A 22,905-nucleotide genomic window follows, 5' to 3' on the forward strand; every position below is an offset into this window, starting at 1 on the left:
TCCCGTGATTTTCCTAAAAAAACACCATAGAGATATCGTCTTCTACAAGGCACTCTGTAATTTGAGATCCGAAGCTTCAAAAACCTATTTGAGCTTCCTCTGGTGGATCATAGAACCAATTTTCTCAATGGCGATCTATTATTTTATTTTTGGTGTTGTCTTTCAACGGGGAACAGAAGATTTTATCCCCTTCCTACTGGTGGGACTAGTTGTCTGGCAGTGGTTTGCCCAATGTGTCAGTCACTGTTCTGCCGCGATCACTCAAAACCATGCCTTAATCAGCCAAGTCAATTTCCCCAAGGTGGTACTCCCCTCGATCAATATCGTCATGGACACCTTCAAATTCAGTATTGTTTTTTCTCTGCTACTGATTGGTCTTTGGGTAATGGGATACCCCCCTACATTAAGCTATATCTACCTTCCGCTGATTTTAGGCGTGCAGTTTCTATTGAACTATGCCTGCGGGCTGATCGCCAGCATGCTGATTCCATTTATACCGGATTTATCCCATTTGATCCCCCACCTGCTACGGCTTGGCATGTATGGTTCGGGCATTCTCTATGCTGTCAGCTCTCTTCCGGAAAGCGCTCAAGATATTCTCGCATACAATCCGATGATCTGGATTATTCAAAGTTATCGTGACATATTAATGTATAACCAAGCACCCGATATATTCAATTTGGCGATTTACGGCTGCGCAGTTTTGTCATTTTATACGCTAGCCAGGTTATTGATGAATAAACTTAACCCCGTATTTGCCAGGGCATTAATGCAACGATGAATGAAAGAAAGAAATCGGCTATCAGCCTCAAGAATGTACGGGTGACCTATCGCTCGGGAATTCCATTTACTCGCGCTACCAGTGTATATAGTCCGCTAAAAGATATCAGTTTCGAATTGTATGAGGGCGACTCGCTCGGGGTTATCGGCCGAAATGGCGCAGGCAAAAGCACCTTGCTTCGCCTGCTAAATGGCATTATCAAACCAGATAGCGGGGAGGTGGTCAATCACGGTCACAGAACCGCGCTGCTCTCCTTGACAGTCGGCTATGATCAGCACCTGTCTGGCCGCCAAAACGCCGTCATCAGCGGTATGATGATGGGTTTAAAAAAGCAGCATATTGTCAGCAAACTCAATGAAATCGATGAATTCTCTGAGCTTGGAATTTTTTTTGATCAACCAATCAAAAACTACTCTACAGGCATGAAGCAGCGGCTTGGAATGGCCGTAGCAATCCACTTAAAAACTGACGTCTTACTCATTGATGAAATTCTGGCCGTTGGGGATTCAAGATTCAGAAAAAAATCAGAGGCGGTGATGAGAGAGAAAATCACCTCAGGAGATACTATAGTCCTAGTTTCTCATTCCTCAGAAACTGTAAAGCGACTTTGCAATAAGGCCCTATGGATTGAAAATGGTGTTGTAGCCCGCTACGGTGATAGCAAGACTGTAGTGGCAGCTTATGAAGAGTCACAAAAGTAATGCGCACCCTAATATATGAACCGATGCCAGACATTCGGCGCGCAGATGTAATATTGGCAATTGCACACAAAGAGTCCGAACTCGGAAATTCTATTTTGCTATTAGTTGAAGAAGAGGTACAACTTCTCAGCAGAAACCACATTAATCACCCACATAGCGTCAATTGCACAAACATAATAAAGGCAAAAATCGCAACTGGTGGTTTTGATTTCGCCGTCGTACCCAGAGATAAAATCCTGGCAAAACAATTCCTAGAGAATCCGCAAAAAACCCAAGAACATATAAAGCACTATCGAACTGATCACTTCCAAAGAGTTTTAGAAAGCTATAAACCGCAAAAGATAATAATCTGGAACGGCCTAACGCATTATCAACAGGACTTTATAAACCTCGCCCGCAAGATAAACCCAAAGCAAACTTTCTCGTTCCTGGAAGCGGGCTGGTTTCCACAGTCAGTTACGTACTATGAGGACCCCCTTGGAGTAAATGCACAAAGTGAAATAGCAATTACAAAACCCAGAGATATTAGCTTAGAAGAACGTCAAAACATAGCTCTATGGAAATCATCATACAGGAAAAATTTTGAGAACAATAATACATCTGACAATGGGTATATATTTATCCCGCTTCAATTAGAAACAGACACGAACATTACAAAGTTTTCCCCATTTTCTACAATGAAAGACTTTCTCCTATGGGCAGAATCTCACACAGATCCCAGTACAAATATTATTACACGCCAGCACCCCCTTGACCGAAGCCCCTCATATAACCTACTCCCCCAAAATAGCCGAATAAAAATCGACAATGAAACTCCCTTACACCAATTAATATCAAAATCTAACTGTATTTTAGGGATAAATAGTACTGTTTTGTTAGAATCATTGATATATGAGAAGCCTATTTATGCGGCAGGCGATGGAGTTTTTTCAAGTAGTGATGCCATTATTAGGGTGAACTTGGAAGATATTATCCCCACTCGTCACAAATACTCAGTTGAAAGGCAGGAAGAGCTTCTTCACCTACTCCTCCACAAACAAAAAGACCTTATCTCTTCTACAGCCTCATTTTCCAACATAAGATCAGCACTCAAAAATCAAAGATACTCAGGTTACTCATTATCTGCCATTATTTTTGCTACCCTTAAAGTATGGGCAAAAAGAAAGTTAATTAGGGTCCTAGAACACCAACATCAGCGCCATAAACTTAGCACCAAAAACTCCAAAGGCACTAATAGTTTATAGTTTTTCGGCAAGTATTGATACGGAGTCTTTCATCTCCAACCTACTTATTCGACATTTAGCTAATTGCCTCCGTTTCAATAAATGATGTCTGGAAAAACTATTGGTATTTTGATTAAACAGAACTCCTAGGAGTAGTATGATCTAGCGTTATATGCAAGACTTACCCACGTTTAATAGGCACCCTGTATAGTTAGGTTTAGGCCTAACACGGAGGTGTATCATGGGTAAGAAAAGAACTCAGGCGTATACGGAGGAGTTCCGTAGAGAAGCAGTTAAGAGAGCGGAAAAGCCTGGAGTAACAACGGCTTCTGTGGCACGAGAACTAGGCGTCAGCGCACAGCAGATCTACAACTGGCGTCGTCAATTTAATCGACTGCCTGATAAGCAGTTCAATAGTTTAGACGGTGTCGACTATTCCAAACAGGAAAGCGCTGAAGTTCGCAAGCTCAAGAAGGAGCTGCATGAAGCTCGTCAGGAGGTTGAGTTTCTAAAAAAGGCAGCTGCGTACTTTGCGAACCACCAAGAGTAAAGTACGCACTGATACAAGAGCATGTAGGGTCATTCCCGGTTAGCTTGATGTGTCGGTGTTTAGAAGTCTCAAGATCGGGTTATTATCGATGGCGAGGGCGGCTGCCATCTGCTCGCACGATTAGAAAGATACGAATAATCGAGAAAATCCGAGAGACGTTTGTTGAGTTTAAAGGTCGTTATAGCGCTCCTAGAATCGCTTGCGAGCTTCAAGAGTTAGGTGAGCCATGCTCACGGAGCTATGTCGCTAAGCTTATGCAACAGAAGCATATTAAAGCGAGAAACGACAAAGGCTTTCGATATAGCCAGCCCGTCGAGGGGAATATCTATGTCGCCGCCAACCTACTTAAGCGTTGCTTCGATGTGGATCGACCAAATTGCGGCTGGACCAGTGATATTACGTATATCTGGGTTCTGGAGCGGTGGCTGTACCTCGCGGTAGTTATGGATCTGTACTCTCAACGTATTGTAGGTTGGGCATTCGACTCTCAGATGACCGATGAATTGACACGTCGAGCATTAAAAATAGCTCTAGAGAGACGACAAATAAAGCCTGGGCTAATAGTTCACTCTGACAGGGGTGTGCAATATCGATCGCAGAAATACCAGGATCTCTTGTCCGAAAGCAAGTGCAAGCCGAGTATGAGTCGCCAGGCTAACTGTTGGGATAATGCGGCAATGGAATCATTCTTTAGCAGGCTAAAAGTCGAGCTGGTCTATGCCGGAACATTCGAAAGCGAAGAGCACGCAAAATCTGCGGTGTTTGAATACATTGAGATTTTCTACAATAGGGTTCGTAGACACTCTGCATTGGGCTATGTAAGTCCAGCAGAGTATGAGCGTAAATATGCATAGTTAGAGTGTCTATTTTTTGTGGGCAAGACCAATGCTTCAGTCAAATCTCCACATTGTCGGTTGGCGCCCCCAAAACCCCCAACAGTTGTCGAAAATCATTATTTTATACATTTTCCAATGTATACTTCAGACTTTGTTAGGACATTTTACTCACAATGTACGATCAGTAGCTTTTAAGTAAATTTAACTAATACCACAACATAGTCATCTTGATCATAAGCTATATCACTCTCCCACTCCCAAAGATCGGCGCTTTCGAAAAAAGCAATCTGTTAGTGATAAATGTAACCGCTAGTCAAGTCAATCGATTTAGTAATGAGTCGTTAACCAACTGATACCTTAAGCGCTCACCAAGCTTAATACGACCAGTCATTTATAAGAGGTTGAATATTTCTCCTTATGGCCCAATTACCACTTTTATGTAAAACCAAACCTTTTATGATGAAGGTATCCATAATGCACCCTTGGTAGCTTGGATGCTCATGATATTGATTAGCGGAGCTCTTAAGTTTTATGATGGACTGACTTGATAGAACAGCTCTGCCAAAACATCTATTACGCGGGAGTTCAGGACTTTACTTAGCTACTTATATACTAAAATTTATGGGCTAGCTCAAAAAATATAGAAGTTCTAAATAATAAATTCATATTTATACCGCCCATATACTTAGAATCTCAGCTCAGAACTGTTATGGCAACTTCATTTTTTTAAGAGGCACTTTGTCAAGTCCAGTCAAGTTCAGTATTCTAACCCTCCCTTCTGAGTCTCACCATATTCAAGTATACCCATCGGATCCAAACACTATAAGGTGTTAGATGTTAGGTGTTAGATGTTAGGTGTTAGATGTTAGATGTTAGATGTTAATCCAAGAAATTCTAACACCCTTCTATTACCCATAAATTAAAAGTACAGTGGTAGTAGCCAACACTACTGCAGAGTGGATTTAGAGAAGTATATGAATGTTTTTTATTTACAAGTTTTAGCTTTTCCCTACTTGTCAACCTGTCTTTTGTTTGATTAAGCAATTGTCTGTATAACTAATAGGGCCTACCCTTGAGCCTTCCTCTAGGCTCATTCTCCCTTATCAAAACCGGTAGGCCCATTTGCACAAATTGTAATCTGAACTGGACTAACCTTCTCCTCATGGTAGGTTAATGCAGATTTACACAAACTACTCCCCTAATTAAAAGCACACAAAAATTTAAGACAAGATAAACCAGTTGAGTTTATAAGTAGTTTGCCAATTTTTTGAGCTCCAGAAGGAGTCAAATGTCCTCCATCATAGGAAATTAAACTCTCCTCTGTAGCAAACTCTGGACAAACGCCATCACTACATAAAACGCTCATTTGATCGATAAATAGCAATTCACTACTTTTTTTCTTTAATATTGAGTTGATATTTTTTACTGATTCTGGCGGCTGAAAAGTTCTCTCCAGCCTATTGTCAAGTCTAGAATAATATTCCAACTTAGGCTTAGGGAACCATTTAGTTCCAACTACAAATATTTTTTGTTGCTCTTTTAGAGGCAATAGATTGATAGTATTATCAATATTCTCCGCAGCCCAGTCTCTCCACATACCTGCAAAGACTACTATATCTGCCTCCTCAAAAATCTGTAGATTTCTTCGTATAGATTTACCGTTTTTACAAAACGCCTTATCAGCTTTTAGAACATATTCAAAGTCTGAGTCTTTATGGTCAGCCTGAGATAAATAAATTTGGCACTTAACATGAACGTAATAGGTTACCACATTGTAATAATCCAAAACGCCAGTAGAATCTAAACTATTATATAAGTCCTGTGAAAAAGAATCTCCGACGATCAGCAGATTAGGCTTCTTACTGGTAGGGAAGCTATCAAAAGACTGGCTATTGTACTTACCTCTCACAAATTCTGAATTTTTTTCATTCTCATGAGCTTCAAAGAAATCTTTAACAGCATCTTTCTTTTCATTAAGGTACCCTTGACTTTGAATCAACACAAAGCTCAATATAAACGGGGTTAGCGTCAAGCTAGACACCCCGATAACTTTCCCAATGTTATAATTGGACTGGCGAAAAGGCCGCTCAATTAAATAATGGCAAAGAATAGCGAACACAAATGAGACAAAAAAAACAAAAACACAAAAAATGATATTTTCGCTTTCAATCAACTCTTTTAAAAAAACAATAACTGGCTGATGAACCAAGTATAGGCTATAGGAAATAAGGCCTATTTTCACAAGCAAACGACAAGATAATAATTTATTTATTAGACCGGAACTCTTCCAACCTATAATCATTGCGGCACCAAGTACCGGAAGAAGCGTGTATAGGCTAGGCCAGGGGAGAGTTGAGTCTATCAAGAAGTAGCAAGAGAGAATCAATAATAAGCCAGCAATCTGAATATATGATGCATACCTTTGAAGTGGCATTACATCTTCTCGCCTAAATGCCAAAAGTGCCCCGACACCAATCTCCCACATTCTAAATGGTAGCAAATAGTATGCTTCATTAACAAATCGAGTAGAAAGTGAGTCAGCTAGAAAAAAGCTGAAAGTAGTCAGTGCGGCCACAACCCCAAAACGAATGTTATTTCTCCACAAAAGAACCATTAAAATTGGGAAGAAAAGATAATACTGCTCCTCAACTGCCAGGCTCCAAGTATGAAGAAGCGGGTTTAATTCTGCCTCAGGGGAAAAATAATCCTGATTAGAGTAAAAATAAAAGTTCGAACTAAACAACAGTGCATATAAACTTGTAATAGATAATTCTAACACTCTCTCAGGGGGGGAAAGGAGCACTCCAAGAAAAACTGAAAGTGAAACAATAAAAAATAATAACGGGAGAATCCTTCGTGCACGCCTCAAATAAAAATCGAAAAAACTAAATGTACCCTTGGAAATCTCCCCCAATATGATACCTGTAATTAAGTAGCCACTAATCACAAAAAAAACATCAACACCAGCGAATCCTCCGGAAATATTAGTAACTCCCGCATGGAAAGCTATGACAGGTAAAACTGCTAAAGCGCGCAACCCATCAATATCCCGTCTATACTCCATTTTTTTAAAATCTCAAGAATAAAAAAATATAGGCACCTAATTAATATTAGGCGCCTTTTAAATGCAATAAATTATCTATTCCGGCATTTATCTTTTCTAAGGCGTCTCGATGACTATATAAGGGCACCTTTCTTGTTTTAAGTAATTTTCTTTCCCATTTACTACAAGATCTTCTAGGTTTTCAAAAATACAAGGAGCACTAGACCAGATGGAATCTGACTTATCCAATAGAAGTTCTTTAGAAAACAGAGTACGACTAAATATTTCAGTTACAGTTGAGTAATTTCCTTGAACTACAGAGTCAAACGTCGCCCCTTTACCTGACACACCCTGTGTAACCCCAGTAGGAACAACCATACTTTTGCTCGCTCTTGACAACGCTTCCATACGAGCTAAGTAGTCGTTAGCAAGAATATCCGTAGAATTAATAAAAGTCGTTAATTCTGCTTTACACTTTCCCATAATTCTATCGAAGAAATCCTTACTTGAATCACCTTCGCATTTAGAAATAATATTACTTACTCTAGTATTATACTTCATGTAAAGCTTTAATTCAGATGACCAATATTCAGAAAATTCTTTTTCCAGTGCAAAGATGATCGAATAATGTTCAAAGGATTGATTCGAAAGTGAACTTAGGCAACGAGACATTGTTTCACAGTTGTCAATCAAAATAACAACATCAATTCTCAACTTATTAAATTCTTCCTGCTCAGAATTTTTTAACCCCAATTTTAGTGGGTGTGAATAATACGGAAAATCGTATAAACTTAAATCCCAACCAGCTTTTTGTGAAAACTCTAGCTGATCTCTTGTTTCCCGAATTGAGCTTTCAGTTACATCGGCTATTACCAAATTTGGATAAATGGCGAATGAATTTTCTTGATAAGATCTATTAAGTGATCTAAGTGCTCCAGAATCAAAAGGCCAATCAAATTTACTAAGCTCATTTAAAAGAAAATCAAATGAAGTGTGATCAATCATGTATGCAAAGCTCCCATCAGCTCCACCACCTGGATAGTATAAGCTTCCTGAGTACATTGAGACTTTACTTCTCTCTAATTGAGTGCAGCCTAAATAAACAAGCTTCCAGTCCGTAGGCAGCTCGAAGCAAGCTTCCTCAAGCTTTCTTTGGAAGTCTTTATGCAAGATAACGTCATCATCAAAAACTGCAATTCTTTTTAGTCTCCGCTCTTTAGCTTCTTGAAGTAGGCCTTTCATTGTTAATAAATAGCCCCATGCTCCGGGAGACTGTATTAATTTTCGATTAATCTGCTTCTCTACCGGGTGAGTCAACCCCCCACCAAAGTATCTATCCCAATCTTTTTTATATTTTTTAGAATAACCATTTACAGCATCGAAACGCTCAACTTGAACTCCATGTTTGGCGAATCTGGTCGAAACAGCTTTCCATTTCTCTACTTGTTCAGTCAAATTTAGGACAAAAACGGCATCCACGTATTGATTCAAACCATAGCCCATTGAAAAGTGACCGCTCTCTATTAATCGCGCTTCAAGGTGATAGTTTTGAGGGCTTAGAAGAATCTGGCTACGCGAAGAGAAAGGAGACTTATGGCTCAGCTGTATAAACTGGCGACTATCATCTTGTACAAGCGCCATCCTACGAGCTCGTTCATGAGGATTTAATATTTGTTTAACTTTTTCACTACTCCAATCAACTGTCTCTTTGTAGTTTTCTCTCTGCCACATCCCTACAAGCTCCTCAGAACCCTTTGCATCCCACAAAGTTTCACTGCTATTAAAACCCGCACGGCAGCAGCGAGCCGTAAAGTCCATGTGAGAATGCCCTCTAAAAGGAAAGCTCAATGTGTCAAAATAACCAACCTTGTTTAGAACTTCAGGGGTAAAAGAAAATAGACACCCCATAGCTTCAATTGAAGAGACCGATGAGCTTAAAAGCTCTGTTGACTTACTATGCTTTGGTTTCTTCCACTCAGAATTGTGGTACACAAGGTGCCCAAAGCCACTATGAATTGCGGCTTCATAATATAATGAATCCCAACCCTCTTTTAAGAAATAGATATCATCGTTACACATCAAACCAAAATCAAAATTTGATGACTTAGATGCATCAAAAAGTGAATTTGATTGTCCCGCAATCGTCTTATTCTTGTTTTTGATCAAAATAATTTGGCAATTATATATATGTAAATTCTGTAAGTATTCTAAGGTACCATCTGTAGATCCATCATCTGCCACCACTAAAACCCAGTGAAATTTATCTGATCGAGTAGCAACAAATGTTTCTATGAATTTTTGTATGTACTCTTGCCTATTCCATGTTGTCACACACAAAGCAAAAACTGGCTTTTTCTTTTCAACATTGAGAGGCTCTACTCTAAAGTGGTCCCGCTTTCCATGTAACTTCTTATATCGCGACGGAAGGACATTACTATATTTTACCGACTCTGCAGTGCTACCAGCTTCAAGGCTAGTGACCTGCACCCCCCTACTGTTGGTGGACTTAGTTTTATTTACAAATTTTTCCTTTTGAAAATGAGCATTGGGTTGATGCTCCTCTTTAAGATCTAAGCCTTTATGCCTGGCCCTATTAAAAGATAAAAGATACCTTTTTATTTTTAGAGGTAGTAAAAGCGGGAACCTTATACCTTTTACTATCACTTGGCCAATCTTAAATGAGTTGCTATTCAAGATTAACTGGTATTGCTCACCTAATGAGTCTCTTACATTATTTAGAGATTTCTCATGCTCCCTTTTCGTATTTTTTAACTCTTCTTCTTTCCTTTTTAGCTCTTCCTCTTTCCTTTTTAGCTTCTCTTCATTTTTATTAACTACATCTTTCAGTTCAGAATTTAGTGAAGAATAACTTATAATCTCGTCTAAGGTTTCCCTAACATTAAGAAACTCATTTTCTAAGATTTCCTTCAAATTATTCGCCTGGCTTTCAACATAACCTGAAACTGCATCTTTCTTTGAAGGATTATGTATAGCTGTTAGCTCTGTCAGGGCAGCTTCAAGATCTCCTTCAGCCCCTATATCTGACCAAAACCTAGGAAATTCAACCTCAATATTATCTAAATTAATTTGTATTTTATTGGATTTGTTTTGCAAAAATGCACCAATATTAGAGTTAACAGTTTCCCAGTAATCTAAACATTCATCCAGCCCGCCTGAATCCCTCATCAGAATTCCATGGGAGTAAGCTCGCATAATACTTTGCTCAAAGTCCCATCTTTTATTGTAACTATGAGCTGTTTGAACCCGATCTCGAGTTAAGTGTACATAATACGCATCATTACCATACTGTTTTTCCAATAAACCCAACATCCATGACAAGCGATTATCAACTTCAATATGGAATTCGGGGAACCTCCCCCTCTGAGATGCAAGCAAACCACTCTGAGATTCATGCCCTGATGTATAATTGATCATATGCTCACAAGCTTTTGCAAATGACATAGACCCACATCGCCCTGTACATAGTACAAAGATATTCAAAACTTATCCCTCACAACTTCTCATAATATCAAACATTTTTCTTTGGAATGAAAAGACGGCTATCATCATAGATAACCTTGTATCTTCTCTGCTTTTCTTCTCTATTTGTCACGGAAGCATATTGGCTTCCCCAGGAAATAGCACAACGATAGTCATTACTGTTTTCATGCTGAAGAGTAATATAGTGATTACTCCCCAAGGCGTCGAAAAATGAAGCCTCTTTGTTAAAGCCTAAGCGAGAACATCTAGCTGAAAAATCTATATGCCATTGACCTCTTACCGGAAAATTTTTCTCGTCACAATAACCGACCTTTTCAAGTACTACTTCAGTAAAAGTAAACAAACAACCCATGCAACTATAACAGTCAACAAAAGCCTCACACGTACCTGATGGATCAACGACTCTATTTTTATTAATATCTTCTAGACTATTAACGTCTTCGTTTTCATACTTTATTTCTGGATTGAAATAACATAGATGGGCATACCCACTTGATTTGATAGCATTAATATAGAGAGAATCCCACCCCTTTTTTTTAAAGAGCAAGTCATCATCTATCAAAAAAGCAAAATCAAAACCAATGTTTTTACAAAGATCAAATATAGTATTAGTCTGGCCTACTGCATACTTTCTTCTATTTTTTAAAATATGCAGCTCAAATGGAAAATCGAGCATTTCTAAATATTCTAGAGTGCCGTCAGTGGAACCATCATCAGCCACAATCACCACCCAATCATACTTAGGGTCAGCAGATGCCAACCAAGTTTTCAGGCACTCTGACAAATAATCTAGTCGATTATAAGTCTTTATGGCTATAATTACTTTCTCTCTTCCTGGTACTTTTTTTAAGGAGCTTTTTCTACTCGACAGCAAACCAGTGCAATCACTATCAGCCCCCTCAAAACAAGCACTCTCTAAATTCTCTAGACTCTTCTCTAACCGCCAAATGCCAAAATCATTTTTAGAGTTGTTTATTAAATCTCTATTTCCTGGAACTAAGAATAAAGGCGGGAAGTTTTCTGTACAATTATAAAATCCCAGCATAAAGTTGATAGACTTTAAGGGTTCGAGAACTCCTCTCGAAAAAACATCACGATGAAAGGCCGAGCCAAATATACTAAGGAAATGGACTTGAGTAGGGGATTTTTTTTTATCTGAGGCGTAAAATGGATGAATGGCGCTATTTTCATGGCCAAATTTATATAGCCCTCCTTGAATACCCACAACCGCCTGCCGCTTTAAGTCCTCAATATATCCACAAAGGCAAGCAGCATAGTTATTGGGGTAGATCAAGCTGTTATGACAGATCAGGATATATCCGTAGTGCGAATCAATTTCATAGCTCAGCTCTTCCAATATAGCATTTTCATTTATCCGCTTAAATTTAACTTGAGAGCTATAATTTTGATTTAAATTGTCACTATTAGAAAAACTCAGATAAGTTATATGCTCTACCTGCGGCAATAAAGAATTAATAGCTCTTTCGGCTACCAAAGCAGAGCTGGCTCCACCTAATATTATCGCCTTCCTACCCAACTTTTCATTTTGATTCATCATGTACAGAGCTCGAAATTATTGAAGAAACGTTTACGCTCGCCGATAAAATTCTACCCTTATATAAAATAATCAAATGTCATATCAGTAAGCCAGCCTCAATATAGATAGACACAAAGTCCTAGAAATTTCCTATAACAATAAATCCCTTCTGAAAAGACAGGCATACAACCAACTTAAATATCTCCATTTTTTAATGCTACCTCACCTCTAACTTCACATCTTAATAAATAAAGGTCTCTAACTAGTCGAATAAGAGACAACGGATTTTTTTTACTGCTGACTACCAACTCACCTGCCCGAAAAATAAACCCAGCTTTTACATCCTCATACGCCTCTTTTAATATCTCTTTTTGCTTCTCAGAAACTAAAAGCTGCATATGTATTTCACGTACTTTTCTCTTAAGTAATCTTAACTCAATATTTTTTTGCATTAGCAAACTATAATGGCCTGGGTCTTCAATTAAGGAGGCCTTATAATCTTTGGATTTGGAGTTCATCATTCAAAATCAGGACCAAAATAAATGCCAATGCGTATGATAAACACGCTTGACAAGAGCGTTGCTGGGAATTTACATCCAAGACCGTGAATATTCGGACTATTAAGCTCAATCAATCTCACCAAATCTATTAACAGCCCGAATTAATTATAACTATGCCTTTACTATATTACCTATTTTCTTTGTATAACGACCTCTTGTATCAACCAATAATTGTGATTTTTCAGCGAGTAATTCATAGTCAAACGCATCATGGTCTGTTGCTAGCAAGACTAAATCATAATTTAGCAAATCAACCTGATTAAGGTTGACGCTTGACATTGAGAAATCATACTTACGCATTTTAGGAATTGAGGGTACATGCGGATCAGAATATGATACGTCCGCACCCAAATCTAGTAACATTCGCAAGAGCTCCATAGATGGTGATTCTCGCATGTCATCTACGTTTTTCTTATAGGCAATACCTAGAATCAGAATTTTACTGCCATTTACTGACTTTTTTACACTATTTAAAGAGGCGACTACCTTATTTACGACCCATTCTGGCATCATAGTATTAATTTCACCAGCCAACTCAATAAAACGAGTATGTAGGCCATACTCCCTTGCTTTCCAGGTTAGGTAAAATGGGTCAATAGGGATGCAATGTCCCCCTAGACCCGGACCAGGATAGTACGGAGTGAATCCAAATGGCTTTGTTGCGGCAGCTCGAATCACTTCGTGGATATCAATTCCCATGGCATCAGCAACAATTTTCATCTCATTAACCAAGCCTATATTTACCGCCCTATGAATATTTTCAAGCAGCTTTGTCATTTCAGCAGCTCCCACCGAGCTAACAGGAACTACTTTATCTATGACCTCATTATAAAGTGCGACTCCGGCATTCAGGCACGCTGCTGTATATCCACCGCATACTTTTGGAATATTCTGAGTGCTAAAATTTTTATTGCCGGGATCCTCTCTTTCAGGCGAATAGACAATATGCACATCCTTACCAGCAATCAGTCCAGCTTTCTCTACTCGAGGCACCACTTCTTCTTCAGTGGTACCAGGGTACGTAGTACTCTCTAGCGATACCAATTGCCCTTTACGAAGATAAGGCAGCATTTTATCCAGCGTTCCAGTTACAAAAGAGAGGTCCGGCTCGCGATATCTATTAAGGGGAGTGGGAACACAAAGAATCAACGCATCGACTTCCAGCATCTTTGAAAAATCAGTAGTCGCACTTAAGCCCTTCTCGCTTGCATTACGAACTTGCTCGCATGGAATATGCTCTATATAGGACTTTCCCACATTGATTGCTTCTGCTTTTGATTCATCGATATCAAATCCGACTGTAACGAACCCAGCCTCAGCAAAACGAATTGAAAGTGGTAAGCCGACGTAGCCGAGACCCACGATCCCAACTATAGTTTCTTTGGACTTAATTTTTTTTATAAAAGCTTCAGACATATCTAGTAACTCCGAAATGAAATCATCAGTTCAGCCAACCTAGCTTTGAACGGCATGTTTCGTAAAAGTTGTGATCAATCGGGTGGATCAGTGTCAACCGATGCGGTTTCTTATGAATACGTACAACATCTCCAGGCTTTGTAATGACCTGATCGTGCCCATCGCAAGTAACATGGGGGTTTGTGGTATTGTGTTCACCCACTATGATTTTGAATTCGCTGCTCCCTTCCACAACAATCGGACGACTACTGAGTGTGTGTGGGTTCAAAGGAACTAAGACGATAGCATCCAATTTGGGGTGCATAATCGGTCCTCCACCAGAAAGGGCATAAGCGGTAGAACCTGTAGGTGTAGAGACAATCAATCCATCAGAGCGCTGGGTATAAACAAATTGACCATCTATGAAAAGGTTGAATTCGATCATGCGGATAAACTCGCCCGGATGCAGCACCACATCATTCAGGGCGGATCCTTTGCCAATAGGCTTGCCCTCTCTGGTCACCGACATATCAAGTAGAAAACGGCTTTCGGCCATATACTTACCAGACAATACCTCACCAACTTTTTGCTCAATCTCATCAGGGGTAATATCAGTGAGGAAACCCAGCCGTCCACGGTTAATTCCGAGTAAGGGAACGCTGAATTTAGCCAGGGCGCGAGCGGCAGCTAGCAGGCTACCATCCCCACCAACTACAATTACTAAGTCGCAGAGCTCTCCCAGCTTTTCTTTAGAAGATACGCGAGCATTATTGGCTGTGACCGCAGTTGAAGTCTCCTTCTCCAGTACAACCGCATAGCCTCCTCTCTCGAGAAACTCGCTCAAACGCTTGAGTGATAGTACAGCGCTATCACTCTCTATACGGCCAATCAAGCCGATATTAAAAAATTCCGACACCGCTTCCCCTCTGGGTGGCCGAACCAAGGCCTTACAAATAACACTTTGCCAACTTGATACCCACCACTACCAGGTAAGTCCGATAGTCATAGCTTCTCTAAATGTGACAGGCAATTATGCCTTAGCTTGGTACGTGAGTCGAATTACGGATGACAAGTCAGAGGTCGGGCACCGTCGAATGACCACACCCTTAATTCAGTCGGCACAATGGAATCCGCGCCGACCCTGCAGTCCCCCAGAGTGCAGAGCTAAAACCTTAAATCCGCTGCAAATACGGCCAGCGCGGACCTCTTGAGAAAGAGCATATAAAAGTTTTGCAGTGTAGATAGGATCCAAGGGGATACCGGACTGACGCTCGAAAGACTGATGAAAATCCAACAGCCGACCGGGGTACTTGCCATAGCCTCCACAGTGATACTGATTGGTCAAATGAATATTATTCATAGTGATACATGAATTATCAGAGGCATTGCCTCCCGACAACACCGCCCGCCAATGTCGCACTTCTCTACGAATGCCGTCCCCGGCCTTTAATACCTCAACACCATGTACCGGGAAACTGTCTATAGATGAACTCAGCCCGCCCAAAGTTAACCCAGTGCCACAAGCGACCCAGAGCTGGTCGAATTTAATCGGGGCTGTCTCTTCAATAATTTGACCCAACAGGCTCACCCCCCTTGCTCCAGCAAAGTTTGCCCCACCTTCCGGGATGTAGAGCCCGCAGTTTGGCTCTAGCCCAATTAGCCCCAAAAAATCGGGATGATGGCGAAGTCGGTACTCTTGTCGAGAGATAAAGATTAATCGCATCCCTAACCGCTCTGCATCCTGAAGCATGCCACTCATCACAGGCGGTCGTTGGCCACGAACGACACCAACTGTACGAAATCCAAACCGCGCCCCCGCTGCTGCGGTGGCATGCAAATGATTTGACCAAGCGCCACCGCAAGTAATCAGGACCTCAAAGCCCCTCTCGCTCGCTTCCGTTAGGTTGTATAGGAGCTTATAGGCCTTGTTTCCTGAAATTAGAGGGTCCAAAAGGTCATCTCGACGAACCCATAGCTCAATCCCTGAGAACTGATCACTATCAACTCTTTGATAAGGGATTGCCCGTGCTGCATCGAGAATACTTTTCAAATTGAGGCAAGTTAAGTAGCGAATTTGTATAGCCCTCTTTACCAGGTAAATACTCAGAGATTCACCCATTAATTCATACGGTCGAGCTTTGTAAATCAAAGCAAAAAACCATTGCTCTGAAAGATACGCCCCTTCTACATATCATTTCAGGCAAGGGGTGAAGGACTCCTAATAAAACAACATCGAACCCAAAGCCTGCAACTGACACTTAATAAGCGGTATTACATTTACCAAAAATTACATCACCACAATTACCAGTCATTAATCTAGCCAAGGCAAATCGCACTTATTAAGCAAATCATTATCAGCCAGCTGCTATCAGAAAACCAAAACTAATCGCCGAAATCAATTATTCTAATTAAGCAAGCTTCCCTACTGGCACCCTTCTTTATTCGACTGACAGGCGCCACTAAGGCTTTTTAAATCGCGCCCCTGCAAAAGGAAAACCTTTACTGGCTTCACCCTCTTTCAGGCGAGAAAGACTAAACAGTGTTCCACAATATTCCTGCCAATGCTCAAATCCACTAGCCTAAAATTAGAAAATTGAGATTGAATCCTTAGCACACTTCCAATCGGTAAGGGCAAGTTAGCCATATAGAAAATCAAATCTGTCGAGCCATCTTACACTGGGCGAAATGAACTAAAGCTCCAGTCTGCCCCCCTCAGGCTTATTTTTCCGCCATAAAAAAAGGCCCCCTCTTTCGAGGGGGCCTTTTTCGTATCTGGCGGACCGGACGGGACTCGAACCCGCGACCTCCGGCGTGACAGGCCGGCATTCTAACCAACTGAACTACCGGTCCTCGGTAGAAAACTTCCTCTATGGAAGTTGGTGGGTGGTACAGGGGTCGAACCTGTGACCTACGGCTTGTAAGGCCGTCGCTCTCCCAACTGAGCTAACCACCCGGTGCTCTTTATTTTAGGGGCCGTGCCCCCTTGAGCGAGGCGAATATTACCCGACTGTAGATTTCTGTCAACAATTTTCGCGCCAAATAATCATGTCTGATTAATTTCCATCCGATTCGTCTGGTAATGAGACAGGGACCCCCCTTATTTCCGCCTCTTCAGTACTTGCCCCCTGCAAGACCTTACCCTGCCGATAGTCTGGGTCTAGCAGGTGCCCAGCTATCTTTACAGGGATCCCCCTCGGTATCAGCTGCTCTTTTGGGCGGGCCAAGTCTTGCTCGTTGTAATTACACACACCGGTAGGAAATATTCTCTTTAGATCTGCCACACGACTGGAAATTTCCTCAGTGAATGGACCGTAGATCCCCTTCGCCAGCGCCCGCTCAACCGGCTGTAGAGCGCACTTAAAGACATCATCGGTCACCGGTGCCCCCGCCACTTGCCTTGATGTACTATGAATCGGGTATACCCTCATACACTTCCCGGGAGCCTGGCTATTCCAGGGGCCATTCCAGACCTTGTCTCCAGACGCTAGCAAATTTCCTTCCTTGTCAAAGCATCGATCATTGGCGTCATCCGGGCGGTTTTCCACGACACCTTTACCAGGGTTTTCTATGATGCTCTGCATCCAACGGTCAACTAAATCCAGCGCCTCATGCAGCGGGTTGTAGCCTTTGTCACTCATCCAAATCAGTTGATTCTCCGCATGTCCACGGGCACGCCGAATACGCTCGCGTGCAGAAAAAGAGGCAGAGCTGTGGTGCATATCAGGCTCTTTATCGAGGTAGTGCCGCAAATCAATAATGGGGATCTCTACATCCCCCAGGAAAACGTGCCCGGAACGATATATTCCATTAATAGCCTCTAGACTTGCGCGGCTGCGCTTCGCCGGCTTTTGGAGTGTTCCCATATTGAGGTTTTGCTCGCTCCAAAGGGACAAGCGAACCGGAAACATATTCCCATTCATAAACCACAACTGCTCTTGACTCTGGTCTTCTGGCGCTTTCCAGCCACCTACAGCAGCATTGACTCGTAAAAATGTATCTATATTGATTTCGCCGTTCACCAGGGCTTTCAGGCCGTACTGCACCCCCTCATTATCCCAAGAACTATTTGCGTACCCTGATGCGTTTGCACCATAAAACTTGCGAAGGTCCTCCCAGTGCGTCCAATGCACTTTTGGGACAACCTCAGCAGCGAAACTCTTAGCAAAGTGAACAAAGTTAGGGTTATTAACCAACGGTACTAAGCCTCGCCACCCTTCGACGCATTCAGTAGTTCCCTGCATCCTATCTCGGTAGCGACTATCAAAAATCCCAGCAAAAAAGCTCAACACTCCAAATTTACTTGAACCATTCTCACTGGCAGCTAACCCCTGGATAACCGTGCGCTCCTCTGCTTTTTTCCAGCGCTGATTCTGCCTATCCACAATGTCAAAGAAGTACTCCAGTGGCTCACAGTCGAAGGCATAGATCGTTTGGGACACCATATCTGGGTAGGAATACAAGGGGATAGCGGCATCTAAGAGGCCCGGTGCATTCTGCGCAAATAGATACTGCTGGATCGCTCCGCCTGACCCCCCAATACCAACGGTGTACATTGGCTCCCCATATAACGAAACAAATTGCTTTTTCACCCTACGAGCAGTGTCTTCTGCCAGCCACATGTTGTAGTGGTTTCTAGTCTGATTGGCAGTCGAATAGACAATCGCATAACCGCGCGCAAGCTCATCCATTCGCCGCGTAGTGATATCTCCTTTGTTGATTTTTCCCTGGCGCCCTCCAATGCCTACGCCACCACGGAACTGATAGATCAGCCGCTTATTCCAGTTACTACCACTTGGCCTATCTGCAGACTCACCCTCTCCCCTTAATACTGCTATTGCATAAAAGTGACGGTTGATCGTGCCTGTCTCTACACGAACAATAAAATCTACCTGCTTCCCGTTTACCGTCACCTTATCGATATCATTTCTGGCCTCATGCAGATAGTGAAACTGGCTATCAGTGGTACTACGGTAAAAATAGGTAACCTCTGTAGCGTGACTGCAATCCCGGCTATACCCAATAACCTCTTTTGTCTTCCTGCCCTTATCATTTAGAGCAAAGATGGGCACCCCTTCCCCATCCTGATTGTCGACCAGGGGCTGCTTATTTGTAATATTGTTTTTCCCACAATAAAGAGGGTACCTGACTGGGCCACTAAATAGCGTCTCTACAGGCCCCACCTCTCCCAAGCCAATAGGAAATGGGAAATATTCAGGCGGGCGGGACATCATTCGGGGGTGAGGGCCGGAATAAGCTGGCGCAGGTTGATAGTCCAGCACCCCTTCAGGAACCTTCAACACCGGAGCATCTACGCTCCCGTGGACTTTTGGCAGCTGGTTATACCCATACCAAGCTGCTGCCCCCAGGCCCACTAGCACCAAGAGCAAAATAGAGAGTATCCAGCCTCTCCTAACGGACATAAGCGCCTCCACAGGAAACATCACTTTCTGTACAGCTTGAGTATATGAACGGATGTCCCAGGCTACTGGCAGTTGGCGCCGAGGAAGACTTAAAGAGAGGCAGGACTTGTAGAGCGGTGCGCAGAAGCGCAAATATCTTTAGGACAAAAACAAAAAAAGGGGATCTAGTGATCCCCTTTTCGAAAGCAGTACCGCCTAGTCTTTAGCGATAATGCCTTTCTCCTGGAGGGTGGAGAGAATCACTTCTACTTCCTCTTCAAGAGTCATTTCAGCAGTATTCAGGTGCAATTCTGCTGAAACAGGTGCCTCATAGGGATCATCAATACCAGTAAAACCTTTGATCTCACCTGCGCGAGCTTTCTTATACAAGCCTTTGGGGTCGCGTGCCTCAGCCTCTTTCAGTGGGCAGTCTACGAACACTTCCATATACGGAAGATCACCTGCTTCATGCATCTTTCTTACTAAATCGCGATCTTCACGGTACGGACTAATAAAACTGGATAAGACAACCACGCCAGTATCCGCAAACAACTTGGAAATTTCGCCTACACGTCGGATATTTTCCTGGCGGTCCTCTGCAGAGAAACCGAGGTTTGAATTGATGCCCAAACGAATGTTATCGCCATCTAGACGGTAGCTGAGCACGCCACGAGCAGCGAGAGCCTTCTCTACAGCAACAGCCACAGTACTCTTACCAGAGCCCGAAAGGCCGGTGAACCAGAGAGTCACGCCTTTGTGGCCGAGGATACTCGCCCGGTTTTCGCGGGTCACATCACCCTCATGCCAATGGACATTGGTCGCTTTTTGCTCAACTGTAGCTGTCACTGATTACTCCAAGTCTTGAATACAATCCTAGTGTCACAGGTATCAAGCATTTCATTGCACTTTGTGCCAATGCCTGCCTGTGATATGGGCGCTAATTATCGAGTATTTGGGCGGTAAGCGTAAAGCCCTCTGTTATAACGTGTCTATTCAATTCAAAGTCTTGAGTGCATAAGCAACAAAGTGGCATTGTTCTAATAGTGGGGCAGAATGGGCAAAATAACGCTATAAACAGGACTTTTTTGCTTGGAATCTGCTCCAGTGGTACTACTGCAGGCAGCATCATTTAAACCATTCTGCCACTACCATCCCTTCGTTACGCGAAGGCTGAGTAAGACATCAGAGTGTTACACTAACCCATCTATAACTAGGTACTTCTATTAGCTATTGAGTGAAATAAAGAATGGAGCAAGAAGTATCACTAGTCACAAACGCTCGCAACCAATACCCATCTACATATTTTGTAAACCTATAAATTCTCACCGGAGATGTAAGCTCCTTTTACTCGCTCCAATGAACAATATGCCGTTGAATCATCATTAGTTGAGGAGCCAAAAACAGGTAGGAAAACTTGGCAAGGAGGCTCCTTTGCAATGCTACCCTCCTTAACCTCAAGCAAAGAAACTTAGGAGCATCACTACCCTTTTGGACTAGCTAGGCAAACTAAAGTAGACCATTCAAATCCATAGACAATTGGTTATTACAGTTAACACAAAAAACTATTATTCCTTACAACCCGAATACAATAAAATTGTATGAGATTAAACTTGTCACCTGCCGATAAAAAGCATCATTTAATTTCAAGTCATCGACACCCTCAAATTTTTCACACGACGCGAATAAACCCCCGACAACTGCGCAGGTTTTCTCATTCATCATATTTGTGGCCGGCTACCGAGTGACGCGCTTTAATCTAGTTAAAAATACAAGTTCCATGGTAATCTGTGGGCCTGAATCGAGAAAAAACAGCCCTATATTTCTTAGGGTCTATAGCCAGTAAAGGAGGATGCTCAACGATGAGTAAAGGGGTTTTAAATAGATTTAAAATTCGCAAAGGAAAAATTTTTGAAGCCCCGCTAGAAGAGGCATTTGGTCGCCTGGTTACTCCTTTTGAAGAATTTATTCATCGCCAAAGCAGCAGTGGTATATTGCTAATGCTCTCTGCGCTTATCGCTCTGATTGTTGCTAACTCTCCTCTACAAGAGGCTTACAAGCATCTACTTCATATGCCTATTGCGGTAGGTGCAGGAGACTGGACATTTTCCCTTTCCCTACATCACTGGATCAATGACGGCCTAATGGCCATCTTTTTCTTTCTAGTCGGCTTGGAATTAAAACGAGAGTTTCTTGTGGGAGAACTCTCAGATCTCCGTCAGGCAGTACTACCTGTGATGGCCGCTATCGGCGGCATGGTAGTGCCAGCCCTACTATACAGCTCCCTTAATTTAGGTACCGAAGGCGGTCCAGGCTGGGGTATCCCGATGGCAACAGACATTGCCTTTGCGGTAGGCTGTATTGCACTACTAGGCAACCGTGTACCACGAGCAGTAGTGACCTTTTTGGTCGCACTGGCGATCGTAGATGACTTAGGGGCAATTCTCGTTATTGCCATCTGGTACACAGAGCAAGTAAACATGACAGCGCTCATCGCATCAGGTGGCCTGGTTGTAGTGCTCGGGCTACTCAATGCTGCGGGTATTCGCCGATCCGCAGCCTATGTCTTTGTTGGAGGTCTATTGTGGTACGGACTTCACTCAGCCGGTGTCCACGCTACTCTCGCTGGTGTCATTACCGCTATGGCATTACCTGCCAAGCCAAAATACGATCCTGTAGCATTTAGCACCTTCGTAAAAGATATCATTCGCAGCTTTGACCGCTGCTTCCGCCCAGGTGACAAGATTATCGCTAACGACGATTTACGAGCTCGCGTAATGGGCTTGGGTAATGGCGTGAACTTAGCCCAATCTCCGCTACAACGCATGGAGACTCGCCTGCATATTCCGGTCGGGTTTGTAGTGATACCTATCTTTGCACTAGCTAACGCGGGAATTCCGGTCGACAGCTTCAGCAGCTCCGAAGCGGTACTCAACCCGGTCACTCTCGGAGTAATCTTTGGCTTGGTGGTCGGTAAGTTGCTTGGGATTGTAGGGGCCACTTGGGTAGGTTGGAAGCTAGGCTGGGGCCAATTACCCAAAGCGGCGAATTTCCAACATATTGTCGGTGTAGCATTGCTCGCAGGTATTGGGTTCACCATGTCCATTTTTATTGCCGAACTAGCATTTAGCTCACAAAATGAACTGCTTATTCAGGCGAAGGCCGGCATTCTGTTAGCATCGGTTATCGCTGGGACAGCTGGCTTTTTGGTGCTGCGTAACGCTCCTGCCTCAGAAGACAATGAAGTCAAGGGCGAGGAGCCAGATTACCCAGCCCAAGCTACTTCCAATTAAACAGCAACAATCAAAGTAGGCCGGGCAAACTCCAGTTGCCCGGCCTACAAAAAGCGTCATCACGAATAATGAACGAATAGAAGGCAAAC

General features: G+C 42.5%; 15 protein-coding genes and 2 tRNA genes. 6 read left to right on the forward strand and 11 right to left on the reverse strand.

Going from position 1 to position 22,905, the window contains the following annotated elements; all coding sequences use genetic code 11:
* The first annotated feature begins 4 nt into the window (after positions 1–4).
* The 5 genes from ACJJI5_RS15370 to ACJJI5_RS15390 all read left to right on the forward strand — a co-directional run bounded on the left by ACJJI5_RS15370 (position 5) and on the right by ACJJI5_RS15390 (position 4,109).
* Complete coding sequence (locus tag ACJJI5_RS15370; protein WP_444897717.1) at positions 5–781, forward strand: ABC transporter permease; 777 nt, start codon at positions 5–7, stop codon at positions 779–781.
* A complete protein-coding gene (locus ACJJI5_RS15375; protein WP_444897718.1) occupies positions 778–1,482 on the forward strand; it encodes an ABC transporter ATP-binding protein in 705 nt (234 codons plus the stop codon). Before ACJJI5_RS15370 ends, ACJJI5_RS15375 begins: the two co-directional genes overlap by 4 nt.
* Complete coding sequence (locus ACJJI5_RS15380; RefSeq protein WP_444897719.1) at positions 1,482–2,726, forward strand: capsular polysaccharide export protein, LipB/KpsS family; 1,245 nt, start codon at positions 1,482–1,484, stop codon at positions 2,724–2,726. Before ACJJI5_RS15375 ends, ACJJI5_RS15380 begins: the two co-directional genes overlap by 1 nt.
* 220 nt (positions 2,727–2,946) lie before the next feature.
* Complete coding sequence (locus ACJJI5_RS15385; RefSeq protein WP_444897720.1) at positions 2,947–3,255, forward strand: transposase; 309 nt, start codon at positions 2,947–2,949, stop codon at positions 3,253–3,255.
* Between the two features lie 11 nt (positions 3,256–3,266).
* Entirely contained in the window at positions 3,267–4,109 is an 843-nt protein-coding gene (locus tag ACJJI5_RS15390) for an IS3 family transposase (RefSeq protein ID WP_444898239.1), read from the forward strand.
* 1,180 nt (positions 4,110–5,289) lie between these two features.
* Here the strand turns inward: ACJJI5_RS15390 and ACJJI5_RS15395 are convergent.
* The 11 genes from ACJJI5_RS15395 to cysC all read right to left on the reverse strand — a co-directional run bounded on the left by ACJJI5_RS15395 (position 5,290) and on the right by cysC (position 20,372).
* Positions 5,290–7,155, reverse strand: a complete 1,866-nt coding sequence (locus ACJJI5_RS15395) for an acyltransferase family protein (protein ID WP_445354538.1) — start codon at positions 7,153–7,155, stop codon at positions 5,290–5,292.
* Between the two features lie 96 nt (positions 7,156–7,251).
* A complete protein-coding gene (locus ACJJI5_RS15400; RefSeq protein WP_444897722.1) occupies positions 7,252–10,596 on the reverse strand; it encodes a glycosyltransferase in 3,345 nt (1,114 codons plus the stop codon).
* Positions 10,597–10,663: 67 nt separating this feature from the next.
* A complete protein-coding gene (locus ACJJI5_RS15405) occupies positions 10,664–12,193 on the reverse strand; it encodes a glycosyltransferase family 2 protein (RefSeq protein WP_445354539.1) in 1,530 nt (509 codons plus the stop codon).
* A gap of 173 nt (positions 12,194–12,366) precedes the next feature.
* On the reverse strand, positions 12,367–12,693 hold the full coding sequence (locus tag ACJJI5_RS15410; protein WP_444897724.1) for a hypothetical protein: 327 nt from the start codon (positions 12,691–12,693) through the stop codon (positions 12,367–12,369).
* A gap of 150 nt (positions 12,694–12,843) precedes the next feature.
* Entirely contained in the window at positions 12,844–14,148 is a 1,305-nt protein-coding gene (locus tag ACJJI5_RS15415) for a nucleotide sugar dehydrogenase (protein ID WP_444897725.1), read from the reverse strand.
* A gap of 25 nt (positions 14,149–14,173) precedes the next feature.
* Complete coding sequence (locus ACJJI5_RS15420; RefSeq protein WP_444897726.1) at positions 14,174–15,043, reverse strand: NAD(+) kinase; 870 nt, start codon at positions 15,041–15,043, stop codon at positions 14,174–14,176.
* Positions 15,044–15,238: 195 nt separating this feature from the next.
* On the reverse strand, positions 15,239–16,246 hold the full coding sequence (locus tag ACJJI5_RS15425; RefSeq protein WP_444897727.1) for a 1-aminocyclopropane-1-carboxylate deaminase/D-cysteine desulfhydrase: 1,008 nt from the start codon (positions 16,244–16,246) through the stop codon (positions 15,239–15,241).
* A 654-nt stretch (positions 16,247–16,900) separates the two neighbouring features.
* Positions 16,901–16,977 (reverse strand) — tRNA-Asp (locus tag ACJJI5_RS15430).
* 27 nt (positions 16,978–17,004) lie between these two features.
* A tRNA-Val gene (locus ACJJI5_RS15435) sits at positions 17,005–17,080 on the reverse strand.
* 100 nt (positions 17,081–17,180) lie between these two features.
* The gene (locus ACJJI5_RS15440) at positions 17,181–19,547 is read right to left on the reverse strand and encodes a DUF6351 family protein (protein WP_445354540.1); all 2,367 of its coding nucleotides are present in this window, start codon (positions 19,545–19,547) and stop codon (positions 17,181–17,183) included.
* Between the two features lie 195 nt (positions 19,548–19,742).
* A complete protein-coding gene (gene cysC / locus ACJJI5_RS15445; RefSeq protein ID WP_445354541.1) occupies positions 19,743–20,372 on the reverse strand; it encodes an adenylyl-sulfate kinase in 630 nt (209 codons plus the stop codon).
* Between the two features lie 1,013 nt (positions 20,373–21,385).
* Here cysC and nhaA point away from each other — a divergent pair.
* The gene (gene nhaA / locus ACJJI5_RS15450) at positions 21,386–22,816 is read left to right on the forward strand and encodes a Na+/H+ antiporter NhaA (RefSeq protein WP_444914153.1); all 1,431 of its coding nucleotides are present in this window, start codon (positions 21,386–21,388) and stop codon (positions 22,814–22,816) included.
* The last annotated feature ends 89 nt before the right edge of the window (positions 22,817–22,905 follow it).

Source organism: Microbulbifer maximicatervae (SeqCode) (assembly GCF_052467955.1).

Bases quoted from the DNA above. Each gene is read 5' to 3' on its own strand.
- ACJJI5_RS15410 (WP_444897724.1), bottom strand. From the start codon at position 12,693: ATGATGAACTCCAAATCCAAAGATTATAAGGCCTCCTTAATTGAAGAC.
- ACJJI5_RS15385 (WP_444897720.1), top strand. From the start codon at position 2,947: ATGGGTAAGAAAAGAACTCAGGCGTATACGGAGGAGTTCCGTAGAGAA.
- ACJJI5_RS15380 (WP_444897719.1), top strand. From the start codon at position 1,482: ATGCGCACCCTAATATATGAACCGATGCCAGACATTCGGCGCGCAGAT.
- ACJJI5_RS15440 (WP_445354540.1), bottom strand. From the start codon at position 19,547: ATGTCCGTTAGGAGAGGCTGGATACTCTCTATTTTGCTCTTGGTGCTA.
- nhaA (WP_444914153.1), top strand. From the start codon at position 21,386: ATGAGTAAAGGGGTTTTAAATAGATTTAAAATTCGCAAAGGAAAAATT.
- ACJJI5_RS15375 (WP_444897718.1), top strand. From the start codon at position 778: ATGAATGAAAGAAAGAAATCGGCTATCAGCCTCAAGAATGTACGGGTG.
- ACJJI5_RS15400 (WP_444897722.1), bottom strand. From the start codon at position 10,596: ATGTCATTTGCAAAAGCTTGTGAGCATATGATCAATTATACATCAGGG.
- ACJJI5_RS15395 (WP_445354538.1), bottom strand. From the start codon at position 7,155: ATGGAGTATAGACGGGATATTGATGGGTTGCGCGCTTTAGCAGTTTTA.
- ACJJI5_RS15415 (WP_444897725.1), bottom strand. From the start codon at position 14,148: ATGTCTGAAGCTTTTATAAAAAAAATTAAGTCCAAAGAAACTATAGTT.
- ACJJI5_RS15405 (WP_445354539.1), bottom strand. From the start codon at position 12,193: ATGATGAATCAAAATGAAAAGTTGGGTAGGAAGGCGATAATATTAGGT.
- ACJJI5_RS15425 (WP_444897727.1), bottom strand. From the start codon at position 16,246: ATGGGTGAATCTCTGAGTATTTACCTGGTAAAGAGGGCTATACAAATT.